The organism is Brevibacillus nitrificans (genome assembly GCF_003710965.1).
Classification (GTDB): Bacteria; Bacillota; Bacilli; order Brevibacillales; family Brevibacillaceae; genus Brevibacillus; species Brevibacillus centrosporus.
The window spans coordinates 1,277,636-1,290,425 of record NZ_RHHU01000003.1; the positions used below are offsets into that span (position 1 = coordinate 1,277,636).

Below are 12,790 nucleotides of genomic sequence, written 5' to 3' on the forward strand. Positions count from 1 at the left end.
CTTATGGACAAGGTTTTAGCTTAATTTTCGGTTTGACTTGTCACCCAGTTTTCTTTCCGTGCCTGCGAGAAGATTTCGGATATTATTATAATGACGAACGTAAGCAAAAACAGCGAGAATCAAGCTTGTCCAGAAAAAAGCAATCGGCTTATCCAGTACGTATACCGTAATCGGAATCGTGGTAACCAGTACAAGCGATCCCAGTGACACGTATCGCGTCACTGCAATGACCAATACAGCCAAGACAGCGCCAATGAGAAAAGCAATGGGAGAAAAGCCAAGAGCTACCCCAAGTGTAGTCGCAATGCCCTTTCCCCCGCGAAACCCAAAAAAGATCGGCCAGTTGTGGCCCGCAATCGCAAACAGACCAGAAACGGCATAGGCAGTAGGATCGCCGGTGATCAGATGAGTAATCCCCATCGCGATGAGCCCTTTAAGCGCATCTAAAATCAATACAGCGATTCCTGGCCCTTTTCCCAATACACGCAACGTGTTCGTGGCACCCGCATTGCCGCTACCATGTGAACGGATGTCAATTCCTGCAACTTTTTTGGCGATGAGATAGCTAAAGCTGATCGATCCGATTAGATAGCTGATCACCCAGGATAATAACACCATGGCGGTTTTCTCTCCCTACGTTTTTTTACGTGTCCAGATCCGTACTGGCGTGCCTTCGAAGACAAATGCCTCACGTATCTTGTTCTCTATATAACGTTCATAGGAAAAATGCATAAGCTCCGGATCGTTCACAAACAGAATGAACGTAGGCGGCTTAACTGTTGCCTGTGTCGCATAATTGATTTTGAGTCGTTTTCCCCTGTCGGACGGTGGTGGTGTCCGGATTGTTGCATCTGTTACCAGATCGTTGAGTACGGACGTAGGAACCCGCATAGCATGCGCCTGGGAGATTTCGTTTACTTTTGGCAAGATCGTATGTACCCGCTGCTTGGATTTTGCCGAAACGTACAGGATCGGAGCGTAGTCCAGATACTTGAACTCTTCGCGGATCAGCTCTGTAAATCGCTGCATCGTCTTGTCGTCCTTTTCCACGGCATCCCATTTGTTGACGACGATCATGATACCGCGACCGGCTTCATGTGCGTATCCGGCGATTTTCTTGTCTTGCTCGATGATGCCTTCTTCCCCGTTGATCACTACGAGTACGACATCGGAGTCCTCAATGGCACGCATGGCACGCATCACACTGTATTTCTCCGTGCTTTCGTACACCTTTCCACGCTTGCGCATCCCTGCCGTATCGATGAGGATATAGCTTTGGCCATCCCGCTCAAAAGGCGTGTCAATCGCATCGCGCGTAGTACCCGCTACGTCACTGACGATCACGCGCTCTTCACCCAGGATTGCGTTGGTCAACGAGGATTTCCCTACGTTTGGACGTCCGATAATCGATACACGGATGACATCCTCGCTGTATTCGTCCTCGTTTCTTTCTGGGAAGTGCAGCGCGACCTCCTCCAGCATGTCCCCCAGTCCAAGACCGTGACTACCGGAAATAGGAAACGGCTCCCCTAATCCCAGCGAATAGAAATCGTAAATATCCGCGCGCATTTCCGGGTTGTCCGCTTTATTGACGGCGAGCACGACGGGTTTGCCTGTGCGATTCAGCATCCGCGCCAGCTCAACGTCAGCATCCGTCACACCTGTGCGGCTATCGGTAATCATGATGATGACATCTGCTTCATCAATCGCCAATTCCGCCTGGTAACGCATTTGTGTGAGAATTTCGTCGGTCTCTCCGAACTCGATCCCACCTGTATCAATTACATGAAAGGTATGGGTTAACCATTCACCTTTTCCGTACAAACGGTCACGGGTAACACCCGGCATGTCTTCTACGATGGCGATGCGCTCACCAATCAATCGATTAAAAATCGTGGACTTGCCCACGTTGGGTCTCCCCACAATGGCTACCACTGGCAATCCCATAATCAACAACACTCTCTCTCATTAACTTTTTGAATCCATGATGAAGACCACTCTTGCGCGATCACTCATCACGAAAGAACCCTCACTGGAGTTATTTCACAGCTTATCATACCATAGACTACTTATGCCGAACAACGATGAGGGTATCCTCACTCACTTCATGCACCATCGCGTCTAAAATTTTTTCCAGCGTAAACGCTGTCTGCTGCATCTTTTCCTTGTTTGGCTCAATAAAAATGGGTGCCCCACCTGCTATGTTCTCCTTGGACAAAGTGATCACGGCCAAGATCTGGCTGGTCAAAAGCCTACACCTCCTGCTTGGCTGCATTCGTCTTTTGCGGCATCCGGAAAACACTCTCCAAAATCGGAACGGCGCGTATAACGGCTTCTGCCCGATCTTGATCTTTCACTTGCGGCAACAAGAACACGCCCAAGCGCCCCGAATGAAGATCGCGTTTCACCAAAGGCGTCAGCGAAGGCTCTCCTGCATCCGTAAAAACACCAAGCTGAGTCGCTACGTCGTGCAAAATCGCCTGACGCTGCCCCGGATGGGCGATCGTGACGGTTGCATTCGCATCTTTTGGAACGAGAATAAACCCCATGCCCTGCTCTGAAATTACTTTCTGGGACTCCTCCAAACCTACGTTCATGATGTAAATGTCGCCCACGTAAAGATCCTTTCCTTCCACTCGCAGAGGTGCCTTCTCGACCTCCACGATCAGCTGGAGCGTCTTTCCCGATTTTAGCTTGGAAGCGATCGCCAGGGCAATGACACCTGCGATTACCCCTCCCCACCACTGAAAAAAGATCATCGCGGACGTCGTCACCAGAGATGTAAACATTACCAAGTAATTGCGTCCCTCGAAGACCATCGCGATCCCTTCGATGTAGGGACCTCCCCGTGGCACAAGCTCCTGTTTGTCTATTTCGTTCAAAGTCGTTCTCTCCATATTTCGCACATCACGGAACTGCTGTGCTGCGACTGTAAGAAAGGTGACCGCCGTATAGTTTTCCTTCAGCAGTGCCGGAATAGCTAGCGCTCCCAAAGCGGATGCGATGACTCCGAGCGAAACGTGAATAATTTTGCCATGCGGATAGGTCGGGTATTGTCGATAGTCGGTGCGCAGCAAATTGATTCGGCAGAGAATCCCGAAGACAAAGCCCAGCATGAGCGGAAAGACGAACTCGTTTGCTAGCAGCTCTTTAAACAAAGGAGCCTCACCACCTTTTCTGCTGGGAATGGGATGACACAGACTTTCTCCATTTTACGATCCGGAAAACCGCAAGACGGGTGACACTCACCAAATACCATAAAGACACCGTACTCCAAAGCATATCCTGGGCATACTCACCGCCAAGCTGACAGGTTCCCGACAGCTTCCAGACAAACAGAGAATAGAGGACATCTGCCAAAGTAAGGGAGATGATCACTTGGAACAGCTGTGCTACGCTCTGCCGACTCATCGCCAAAATCGATAGGATGGCCGCTACCGGAATGATGATACGCTCGTCCCAGAACATCAGGATTGGATCCGTAAAGAACAGCCATTGCAGCCAAAACAGCAAAATGGCTGTTGCACATGCCCCGAGCACATACAATCGGCGTCGCAGCTGCTGCATGCGAGCGTAATACAGCCATGCACCTGTGAGCAGCGGGAGCAATGTACCGCTTAAGCTCACTTCAATCGGGGCAAAGTACAGCTTCCAGCTGACAAAGGTGCAAATCAAGAAGGAACAAATGACAGCAAGCACACGTTTTGGCGAGATCCTCATTTCTAGCAGCTGTGCGTCTATACTCCCCATCCAGACCAAGCAAAGCAAACTCCATTGGGAGAGGAGCGCAATGGTTCCCTCGTTCATGTTCATCTCCTCAAGATGTGGTGTTCTCCCCAAAGTATGCCTCAAGCCCCAGTCTTTCATGAGTTTTTGCTCTTACATCTTTTGCGCCCATTCCTCCAGGGCAATTCCACGCAGACGAGCTTTTTCCGCTGTTTTTCCCGTGATCATTACTGGCTGTTCTCTCAGCTGTTCCAGGCGATGCGCACCAAGTGCCGTCATCGCGATACGCACCTGCTGATGCCACTCATCCAAAGCAGCGAGGCCGCCCTCGATGTCTCGTGTCTGCACCAGCTTCAGGACAGCACCTGCCATGCCCACTGCGGAAGCACCGAGTGCAATTGCTTTGGCTGCATCCAATCCGTTCCGAATTCCCCCCGTCGCCACGAAATGCACGCCCCTGCCAGAATCGCAAGCAGCTTCCAGCAGACTATCGACAGTGGTCAATCCCCACTCTTCAAACATCGATAGCGGCTCTGTCCTGCGCATGTTCTCGACTCTTGCAAAGTTCGTGCCTCCCCTGCCACCGACATCGATGATGGTGACCCCTGCCTGTGCCAGCTCCCGGATCGTTTTTCTCGCCATCCCAAAGCCGACCTCCTTTACCATCACAGGCACTGCCGCGCGCTCCTTTATTTCATGAATGCGCTCGAGATACCCTCGAAAATCCCGATCTCCTTCTGGCATCAAAAGCTCCTGCATGACGTTCAAATGGATCTGCAAGCCATCTGCTTCAATCATTTCTACGGCGGCCATCGCTTCTTCTACCGTTGCTTCTGCTCCGACATTTGCGAACAAAATTCCTTTGGGGTGCTCTTTTCGCACGACCGCATAGCTGTCTTTCACTAGTGGATCACGGATGGCAGCCATCTGCGAGCCGACCGCCATCGCAAGTCCCCTCTCGCGTGCGAGCACGGCGAGCTTCCGATTGATGTCCGTCGTGGTCGCTGCTCCTCCTGTCATCGCATTGATCATAATCGGAGAACGCAGGCGATAAGGCCCTACCTCACAATCCAAGGATGTCTTCTCGTAGCTCGAATTGGGCAGGCTGTTTGGCAAAAAGCTTACATCGTCAAAGGCATTGGCTCCGAATTCGTTGGTTGAAAGTGCATGCTGAACATGTTCGACCTTTCGCGTAGCACGGTCCATGCTTGTCCCCCTTGTCTGCTATATCTCCATACAAAAAGGGATACGCCTCATGCGTATCCCCTCCTCTATCTGTGCGAAGCTTACTTGAATTTATCCTTCAGATCAGCGAACAATTCGCCCAGTGTCACACCCATTGGCTGGTTGTTTTCCTGTTGGAATTGCTGTTGTTCTTTTTTGCTGGCGCGCTCTGCTTGCTCTACGCGATCTTCTTCAACCGCGCGGATGCTCAGGCTGATACGCTGCTCTTGAGGGACAACGTCCAGGATTTTCACTTGAACTTCTTGCCCTTCTTTGAGCACTTCACCTGGTGTGTTCACCCGGCGATTCGCGATTTGGGAAATGTGCACCAGACCTTCAATGCCAGGAGCCACTTCAACGAATGCACCAAAGGAAACGAGGCGTTTTACTGTACCTGCAACGATCGAACCCGCTTTGAACTCTTCCGCCACTTTCGCCCAAGGACCTGCTTGCGTTTCCTTGATGCTCAGCCCGATGCGTTCATTTTCCTTGTCAACCTTGAGGACCTTCACCGTTACTTTGTCGCCTTCTTTTACGACGTCAGACGGTTTGTCTACGCGGTTCCAAGCGAGCTCCGAAACGTGTACCAGTCCATCTACGCCACCGATGTCGACAAATACGCCGAAGTCGGTCATGCGTTGCACAGTACCTTCCAGCACTTGACCCGGCTGGATTTTATCGAGAATAGAGCCTTTTTGTTTTTTCGCTTCGTCTTCCAGCACGGCTTTGTGCGAGAGGATGACTTTATTCTTTTCCTTATCCATTTCAACCACTTTGAGGGTCAACGATTTTCCTTTGTAATCGGAGAAATCTTCAACAAAGTGACGCTCAACCATGGAAGCAGGGATGAAACCGCGAACGCCAACGTCTACGACGAGACCGCCTTTCACGACTTCTTTCACTACTGCCTCAATGATTTCGCCTGCTTGCATTTTTTGCTCCAGGTCAGACCAAGAGGATTCCATGGCAACTGCTTTTTTGGAAACCACGAGCTCTTCTTTTTCATCGTTGAGCTTGATTACTTTCACATCAAAGGTGTCCCCTACAGCTACTACATCCGACACTTTCTCGACATGCAGGGGGGAAAGCTCACTGATAGGAATAAGTCCATCGTATTTGTAGCCAACATCTACCAACGCTTGTTTGTCTTCAACTTTTGTGACGGTTGCTTTGACAACATCCCCCACAGAAACCGTTGCTGCATCTGTTAGACTTACATTCGTTTCTTCCATCATCAAAAAGACCTCCTTAATACCATCCAGTCCCAGACCATCTATGTAGACGTTCTTTTCACCACGTTACAAGAAGCGGGAGCAAGTATATTTTTAACTGCCGTCGTAAGACTAGCAGTTCCTGCTGATGAAGCCAGTATGTTCCAGCAGAATTAGTATTCTACCCTTTGGTAATTCTATACTCTCTGCTTAGGAACGATGCTGATCACGCAATTTTTGAATGTGCGTCATGATCAGTTCACTCGTTTCTTTCAACGTATCCGCGCTCGATTTGGCCTCGCGCAGTCTGGTGAGGTCAATCGGTTCACCGTATACGATTTTGATAGGACGGAACATCCGGTAAGGTCCAATGATGGCTACTGGAATGACTTGCGCCTGCGACTTCAGTGCAAACATCGCACTGCCCGGCATCGCTTCACCCAGTTCCCCTGTTTTGCTGCGGGTACCTTCTGGGAAGATTCCTAAGATTTTTCCATCTTCCAACAATTTCAACGTCGTGCGGATGGCAGATCGATCACCAGCACCACGTTTCACCGGAAAGGCACCGAATTTCGTGATAAGAAACCCGATCACCGGAACACGGAAAAGCTCTTCCTTCGCCATGAAGTTGACCATTCGCTCAATCCCCGAGCCGAGAAGTGGCGGATCCCACAAGGAAATGTGGTTACAGCAAAGAATGACTGGGCCTTCCTTAGGTATATGTTCACGCCCGATCACTTGCCATCGATAGACAAGCGAAAAAATAATTCGAAAAAATCCTCGAAAAGTACGATAATAGCTCACTGGGTAGACTCTCCCATTCGCTCGCAGATTTGCAGGATCTTGTCGACGACCTGATCGATCGAGATTCCCGTAGTATCTACCAGCACAGCATCGTCAGCCTGGCGCAAGGGAGCTACATCCCGATTCATGTCGCGATAATCCCGCTCTTCAATTTCTTTCTCCAGATCAGCCAATTGTACTTGGCTTCCCTTTGCGAGCAGTTCTTTCCATCTTCTTTCCGCACGCTCCCGAATGGAAGCAGTCAGAAAAATTTTGACTTCGGCATCTGGCAGTACGTGCGTCCCTATGTCTCTACCATCCATAACAACGTTGCCCTGCTTTGCCAAATTTCTCTGCAGCACCAGCATCTGTTCACGAACGCTACCGTAGCTAGCTACGATCGAAGCGTACTGACTCACCTCATTGGAACGAATAAAGGAAGTCACGTCGGTATCATTCCAGTACACATGCTGCTGTCCAGCTTTTCGAACCAAGCGGATCTCGTTGTTTTGCAATAGTTCGGAAACAGTAGCTTCATCGTCGATCGGAAGCTGGTGATGATACACAGCCCAAGCCAACGCGCGATACATGGAACCCGTATCGATATACACGTATTCTAGCTGACTGGCAACCTTTCCTGCGACAGTACTTTTTCCTGCTCCCGCTGGCCCATCAATGGCAATGTTCATTTACATCTCACCTGCTATGTACAGTAGTTCTGAAAGGGAATAGAAACAAGAAAAGCTTCTGTCGAAGCCCCTGAAAAACGTGGTTTGTTCCTATGTTATCTATAATAGTACCATAGTATGGAAGCATGCGCAAACCCTCATGGGAGCCGAGAAACGCCTTCCAACCGCTCTGTCTCGATCAAAAGCATGCGAGCAGGTACGTATGAAATGGCGATTTCCCCAATGATTAGCATCAGGGCGCAAACTACAATTCCGATCATGATGCCTCTTTCCATCCTGCTTGCGAAACGTCGAAAGCGCTCGTTATACTGGCTCGTCATCAGGGCCACATCCTTTGTCGTAGACGTTATTCTACAACGCCTTTTTTGCGAAGCTCTAGCTGTCTTTCATAGCATGCTCTCACGACTTTTACCCGATCCTGCTCGCTTATTTCCGTAAATTTTCCGGAGATCCACTGATGCAATCCCTTTTTCTCGGCAGGCTTCTGTCTGACGACTTCCACGACTGCATAAGCGTGCTGGACTTGACCTGTTTTGCTAGGCATGGAAATCCAAACCTTCAGTGAATCATGGTCCTGAATACGGAACGACTCATCGCATGTAAAGGAAAGCCCGCCGCCAGAAATGTCCACCGTCCTCGCCACAAAATGATAATTGCGAATCGGATCTTCAAGTTTTACGGCAATATCGAGTGCGGTGTCAATCCGCAAGTAGTTTCTGCGCTGTGTCCGTAAAATTTCTTCTTTCGGCGGAAGCTGTAAAAACAATACCGGGATCGGCTCGCTTCTTCTGCCTGTAATGGACGAGTGAAACTCATAGCGGGAGCCGTCTTCTCCCACATACCACACCTCACACGCCGCACCTGCTCCAAACAAGCCTGTCCGACCCGTCTCTTCACTGGTCGGCAGTTCGATCGAAGCGATCTCGTCTTTCATATCTACGACGCGGCTCTTGAATGTCTGTACACTTGTATCCTCAGAGGAACCCGCAAAGGTTAGCCTGATCGTTTGTCCAATTCTTGGTAGTAACATATGGAAACGTCCCTCCTTGTCCCTTCTCACGTTCCCATTATATACCGCCTTCTTCCAATCCGGCAAATAGGGAAAGCCTTTGTAATGATAGGCTTTCCCCATTTCCTGCAACCATTTTTATCGCTCTGCTTGGTCGCCTTGTCCCGTATCCATTTTGACAATTTCTTCTTCGTCGCCATTCATGGCATTGATGTAAATCATGTACGGACTGCCATCAAACGAGCAGGTCATTTCCCATACCAGCACTTCTTTTCCGTCGTTTTTGCCTTCGATCAATGCCAGACGCTCGCTCGTGACCTTGACACTCGGATTTACTTTTTTCCGCGCCTCTTCTTTGCTGATACGCGGCTTGGAGATGATCCGCTGCTTATGATTGAACAAGTACTCCGTCGAGTTAAAGGCAGTTACCTCACCGTTGTCCAAAGCGACTTCCACCGTTATGGAATCCGGGTAGATCCGCACACCGTCCTGCTCTGGCACAAAAGTGTAGACGGCACTTCTTTCGTAGCTGTCTGTCTCTGCGACCACCAGATTGTCATAGCCATGGTCTTTTAGAAACTTGCGCCCTTTTTCTTCTGCCTGCTTCATATCGAGCTTTTCTTCCCCTACCTGCCGCTCATTCATCATCCAGACGACTTTTCCTCCACGCTTGGTTACGTCCAGATTGATGGCCTGTTTCTTGTCGGGAGAAGTGACGCGGACACTGTATGCAGAATATTCCTGGCCTTTTCCATTCTCATCGACTTCTACCTGAGCGCCCTTTGCCCTGTCTCCTAGGAAATCAACCGCGCTCTTATGCGCATCTTCTTTTGTAATCGATTTGCCATCGATTCCTTTGATCCGCTGCTGCTTCTTTTTATCCAGGCTCTGAATGCCCACTCCCCAATCGAGGTCGGGATACTCCTGCACCTTCTTTTCTATCGTACGGAACCCATCAACAATGGTGTTGTCCGACTTCTTGTCATCAGAAGCGAGCGCTGTCTCGACATCCATCCAGCGCAGCTGCTTGTCGATGACGTTGGACTGTACTTTTCTCAGCTCGTCCTGTATACCTGCCGCATGCTTGTGCAGATTTTTCAGCGTACCATACTCTTTTTCGGTGAGCGGCTCTTTATTCAAATCCCGTACGGCTACTCGGTACGAGAAATCCGCAACGCGCGACAGCATTTCCTCCGTCTTGTTAAACGGCATCAGCGTCAGCGGCAATTGCCCGACATCTGCTTGAGCCGCGTAGGCAAGCCTCCATACATTCGTCAAAGTCGGTGTCATCTGGCGCCGTGAATTGATGACTAGTGCTTTGCCCAGCTCATCATGCAGCTTGTCTACGTGATAGGTCAGATCGTGAAAAGCCCGTTGATAGGAGTTTTCCGCTTTGATCAAGACCGAGTTTTTTTCGTTATGCTCCTGATATCCCCACATTCCGGCTCCAATCAAGGCGACTACTGCCACCGGAAGCAAGACTCGTGCTGTAGCTCCGTATACCATACGTTTCACTCCTTCTCTTACGCAATCAACTGCTTATCGGCAAAAGATATGCTTCCCAATCTTTTTGACTTGAGGTCTGCTCCAGATCCATTTAGAGGTTGCCGTGACGGGATTGAAGTAGTATGTACATCCGCCAGTTGGATCCATTCCATTCAACGCATTTTGAACAGCCTTGCGGGCATTTTCGTTAGGCGTAAGCCAGATCTGTCCATCTGCAACTGCTGTAAATGCTCGCGGCTCAAAAATGACAGCAGCTGGCGTGTCCGGAAACGATGGGTTTTTTACTCGGTTGAGGATGACCGCCGCAATCGCAACCTGTCCCTGAAATGGCTCCCCTCTCGCTTCTCCGTAGACGGCGTTGGCCATGAGCTTCAGATCATTTGCGGAGATTTTCGAAGGATGAAAGGTTTGATTGCCTTTGGTCTTCGGTTTCTGCTTGGCTGGAGCCGCCATTTCCACTCCTGATACAGCAGCACTCCCTCTCTGTGCAAAGAAAGCTTCGTACCCGGTAAACCCAGTCGCAACGAGCACCAGTAGAACACCCGCGATCCATTTCATCCGCACGGCGTGTATCCCCCTTGGCAAGTAATGATATCTGTGCATATTGTTAGTGGAGGAAGTATGGATTATGCATCTGTTTCTGGGGGAGGCTACTAAAAAGAAAAAAGACCCATGCTCATCGCATCGGTCCCCTTCACACATATTCGCTTACGCTTCATTGATACTAAAATGTTTGTCATTGTCACACAGACACTGTTTGAAACCCGTTTCTACCTGCCCTCCCGGTTCTCGACGACCGCGCAGGGTAAACTTTTCTCCACATACGTTGCAGCGAATGGTCACTTTGGCTCGTTGATTTTTAAACACGTCTCGTCTCCTCCTCTCGTCTATTGTGGACGGGAAGAGAGCTTTTTAGAACCGTAATCATGCGCTCGCTGCACCTTTTTCAAGCCCTGCCACCAGAGTACGAGCATAAACGGTACAATGACGACCAGCCAATTCTGAACAGACAAGAAAATCGCATTGTACAACGCGTGCAAGCTGATTGGCAAGAGGACGGAAACCCAGAGAAAGATTCTCTCTTTGCGCACCCCTCGCGAAAACTTTGCTAACCCTAGGTAATACCCCATCCATACGGCAAACAGGGCGTGGCTAGACACTGGCAGCAAAGCGCGCCAAAAGGCGATATCCAATCCATTCAGAATCAAATAAAACAGATTTTCCAACGTAGCAAAGCCGAGAGAAACCGCCACGGCATAAACAATTCCATCATAGGGCTCATCGAATTCTACATGCTTATACGCTGTGAAATAGATGACCATCCATTTAAAAAACTCTTCTACAACAGCGGACTGGAAAATCTCCGCGACAATGCCGTCCCGCCAGTTCCATTCGTTCTGCATGACGTATTGGATCACCATGATCGGGATCACCAATAGGACACCAAAGATAAATGACCGGATTACCATCGAAATCGGCTCCGGCTCCAAACTGTCACGCAGGTAAAAATAGCTCAAGATGGCAATGCCGGGGGCAACTGCCGCTCCGATCATAGCAATCATCTGTGTATTGCTCCTTTACACAAGGCTGATATTCATCGTACCATGAATAATGGTTGATGAAAACCCGCTACAGGAGAGAGATCATGTTGAAAAAAATATTGGTATTAAATACAGGTGGTACCATTGCCATGTCGGTGGATGACTCTGAAGGAGTAAAACCGATGGATGACCAAGCTGTGAGTAAAATTGTTCCGTTTCTCGAACGCTACGCCGATATCACCATGAAAAACGTCCTGAATCTACCAAGCCCCCACATGACTCCATCCATCATGAATCAATTGCGCCTGCACATTGAAAAAGAGCTCGCTGCAGAGCCTTTCGACGGGATCGTCATCACACATGGCACAGATACTTTGGAGGAAACTGCCTATTTTCTCGATTTGACCCTTCCTCACTCTGTCCCTGTTGTGGTTACCGGTGCGATGAGAAGCAGCAATGAGCTTGGAGCAGATGGACCTGTCAATCTGATTTCCTCTGTTCGTACAGCTGCAGATCCTGACAGCCACAACAAAGGGGTTCTCGTCGTTTTTAATGATGAGATTCACGCAGCATGTCATGTCACCAAAACGCACACGAGCAACGTAGCCACCTTTCAGTCCCCTCAATTTGGGCCTATCGGTACGATCGCGAAGAAACAAGTCCACTACCATCATGCACCCTTGATTCGTGAACATTACGCCATTTCTCACGCAGACGCTAACGTCCCCCTGATCAAAGCAGTTGCCGGCATGGATCCTTCCTGGCTGCAGTTTTTGCTGGAGCAGCCGATCGACGGCTTGGTCATCGAGGCTTTCGGACTCGGGAATTTACCGCCAGCTATCCTCCCTACCCTAAAGCTGCTCCTGGATAAGGGAGTTCCGATCGTTCTCGTATCCCGCTGCTACAATGGCCAAGTCCAGGACGTTTACGATTACGAAGGCGGAGGCCGCCAGTTAAAAGAGCTTGGTATCATCTTCTCCAACGGCTTAAACGGACAGAAAGCTCGTTTGAAGCTCATCGTAACGCTGCAGCAAACTCGTCATTTCCAGCAGCTTCAGCATCTTTTTGACCGCTAATCTTGCAAATACGACTCATCAAGAA

At 49.7% G+C, this 12,790-nt stretch carries 16 protein-coding genes; 1 reads left to right on the plus strand and 15 read right to left on the minus strand.

Annotated features, from left to right (window positions below; translation table 11 throughout):
• Positions 1-15: 15 nt before the first annotated feature.
• The 15 genes from plsY to prsW form a co-directional block, all read right to left on the minus strand.
• Positions 16-618 carry a glycerol-3-phosphate 1-O-acyltransferase PlsY gene (gene plsY / locus EDM59_RS07905; RefSeq protein WP_122923078.1) on the minus strand — a complete coding sequence of 201 codons (603 nt, stop codon included), beginning with the start codon at positions 616-618 and terminating at the stop codon, positions 16-18.
• Between the two features lie 15 nt (positions 619-633).
• Positions 634-1,947: a ribosome biogenesis GTPase Der gene (gene der, locus EDM59_RS07910; protein WP_122923079.1), complete on the minus strand. Its 1,314-nt coding sequence runs from the start codon at positions 1,945-1,947 to the stop codon at positions 634-636.
• Between the two features lie 118 nt (positions 1,948-2,065).
• Positions 2,066-2,248 (minus strand): capping complex subunit for YIEGIA, encoded by a 183-nt coding sequence (locus EDM59_RS07915; RefSeq protein WP_092272091.1) that lies wholly within the window; start codon positions 2,246-2,248, stop codon positions 2,066-2,068.
• Between the two features lie 4 nt (positions 2,249-2,252).
• A complete protein-coding gene (locus tag EDM59_RS07920) occupies positions 2,253-3,158 on the minus strand; it encodes a YIEGIA family protein (RefSeq protein ID WP_122923080.1) in 906 nt (301 codons plus the stop codon).
• A gap of 7 nt (positions 3,159-3,165) precedes the next feature.
• Positions 3,166-3,807 carry a YphA family membrane protein gene (locus EDM59_RS07925; RefSeq protein WP_122923081.1) on the minus strand — a complete coding sequence of 214 codons (642 nt, stop codon included), beginning with the start codon at positions 3,805-3,807 and terminating at the stop codon, positions 3,166-3,168.
• Positions 3,808-3,879: 72 nt separating this feature from the next.
• Entirely contained in the window at positions 3,880-4,932 is a 1,053-nt protein-coding gene (gene fni / locus EDM59_RS07930) for a type 2 isopentenyl-diphosphate Delta-isomerase (protein ID WP_122923082.1), read from the minus strand.
• 80 nt (positions 4,933-5,012) lie between these two features.
• The gene (rpsA, locus tag EDM59_RS07935) at positions 5,013-6,185 is read right to left on the minus strand and encodes a 30S ribosomal protein S1 (protein ID WP_122923083.1); all 1,173 of its coding nucleotides are present in this window, start codon (positions 6,183-6,185) and stop codon (positions 5,013-5,015) included.
• A gap of 186 nt (positions 6,186-6,371) precedes the next feature.
• Positions 6,372-6,965 (minus strand): lysophospholipid acyltransferase family protein, encoded by a 594-nt coding sequence (locus EDM59_RS07940; protein ID WP_122923084.1) that lies wholly within the window; start codon positions 6,963-6,965, stop codon positions 6,372-6,374.
• Positions 6,962-7,633: a (d)CMP kinase gene (gene cmk / locus EDM59_RS07945; RefSeq protein WP_122923085.1), complete on the minus strand. Its 672-nt coding sequence runs from the start codon at positions 7,631-7,633 to the stop codon at positions 6,962-6,964. The genes EDM59_RS07940 and cmk overlap by 4 nt, the downstream gene beginning before the upstream one ends.
• Positions 7,634-7,770: 137 nt before the next feature.
• A complete protein-coding gene (locus EDM59_RS07950; protein ID WP_122923086.1) occupies positions 7,771-7,953 on the minus strand; it encodes a hypothetical protein in 183 nt (60 codons plus the stop codon).
• 26 nt (positions 7,954-7,979) lie between these two features.
• Positions 7,980-8,663, minus strand: coding sequence for a flagellar brake protein (locus EDM59_RS07955; protein ID WP_122923087.1), 684 nt, complete (start codon positions 8,661-8,663; stop codon positions 7,980-7,982).
• A 117-nt stretch (positions 8,664-8,780) separates the two neighbouring features.
• The gene (ypeB, locus tag EDM59_RS07960; protein WP_122923088.1) at positions 8,781-10,148 is read right to left on the minus strand and encodes a germination protein YpeB; all 1,368 of its coding nucleotides are present in this window, start codon (positions 10,146-10,148) and stop codon (positions 8,781-8,783) included.
• 33 nt (positions 10,149-10,181) lie between these two features.
• On the minus strand, positions 10,182-10,706 hold the full coding sequence (locus tag EDM59_RS07965) for a cell wall hydrolase (RefSeq protein WP_122923419.1): 525 nt from the start codon (positions 10,704-10,706) through the stop codon (positions 10,182-10,184).
• 150 nt (positions 10,707-10,856) lie between these two features.
• Entirely contained in the window at positions 10,857-11,015 is a 159-nt protein-coding gene (locus EDM59_RS31000; RefSeq protein WP_183192840.1) for a hypothetical protein, read from the minus strand.
• A 20-nt stretch (positions 11,016-11,035) separates the two neighbouring features.
• Positions 11,036-11,710, minus strand: a complete 675-nt coding sequence (prsW, locus tag EDM59_RS07970) for a glutamic-type intramembrane protease PrsW (protein WP_092272061.1) — start codon at positions 11,708-11,710, stop codon at positions 11,036-11,038.
• Positions 11,711-11,793: 83 nt separating this feature from the next.
• Here prsW and EDM59_RS07975 point away from each other — a divergent pair, with 83 nt between their 5' ends.
• Positions 11,794-12,765: an asparaginase gene (locus EDM59_RS07975; RefSeq protein WP_122923089.1), complete on the plus strand. Its 972-nt coding sequence runs from the start codon at positions 11,794-11,796 to the stop codon at positions 12,763-12,765.
• Positions 12,766-12,790 lie beyond the last annotated feature (25 nt).

Excerpts from the sequence above, each read along its gene's own strand:
- EDM59_RS07955 (WP_122923087.1), bottom strand. The coding sequence starts at position 8,663 with ATGTTACTACCAAGAATTGGACAAACGATCAGGCTAACCTTTGCGGGT.
- plsY (WP_122923078.1), bottom strand. The coding sequence starts at position 618 with ATGGTGTTATTATCCTGGGTGATCAGCTATCTAATCGGATCGATCAGC.
- der (WP_122923079.1), bottom strand. The coding sequence starts at position 1,947 with ATGGGATTGCCAGTGGTAGCCATTGTGGGGAGACCCAACGTGGGCAAG.
- cmk (WP_122923085.1), bottom strand. The coding sequence starts at position 7,633 with ATGAACATTGCCATTGATGGGCCAGCGGGAGCAGGAAAAAGTACTGTC.
- prsW (WP_092272061.1), bottom strand. The coding sequence starts at position 11,710 with ATGATTGCTATGATCGGAGCGGCAGTTGCCCCCGGCATTGCCATCTTG.
- EDM59_RS07965 (WP_122923419.1), bottom strand. The coding sequence starts at position 10,706 with ATGAAATGGATCGCGGGTGTTCTACTGGTGCTCGTTGCGACTGGGTTT.
- ypeB (WP_122923088.1), bottom strand. The coding sequence starts at position 10,148 with ATGGTATACGGAGCTACAGCACGAGTCTTGCTTCCGGTGGCAGTAGTC.
- EDM59_RS07975 (WP_122923089.1), top strand. The coding sequence starts at position 11,794 with ATGTTGAAAAAAATATTGGTATTAAATACAGGTGGTACCATTGCCATG.
- rpsA (WP_122923083.1), bottom strand. The coding sequence starts at position 6,185 with ATGATGGAAGAAACGAATGTAAGTCTAACAGATGCAGCAACGGTTTCT.
- EDM59_RS07925 (WP_122923081.1), bottom strand. The coding sequence starts at position 3,807 with ATGAACGAGGGAACCATTGCGCTCCTCTCCCAATGGAGTTTGCTTTGC.
- fni (WP_122923082.1), bottom strand. The coding sequence starts at position 4,932 with ATGGACCGTGCTACGCGAAAGGTCGAACATGTTCAGCATGCACTTTCA.
- EDM59_RS07950 (WP_122923086.1), bottom strand. The coding sequence starts at position 7,953 with ATGACGAGCCAGTATAACGAGCGCTTTCGACGTTTCGCAAGCAGGATG.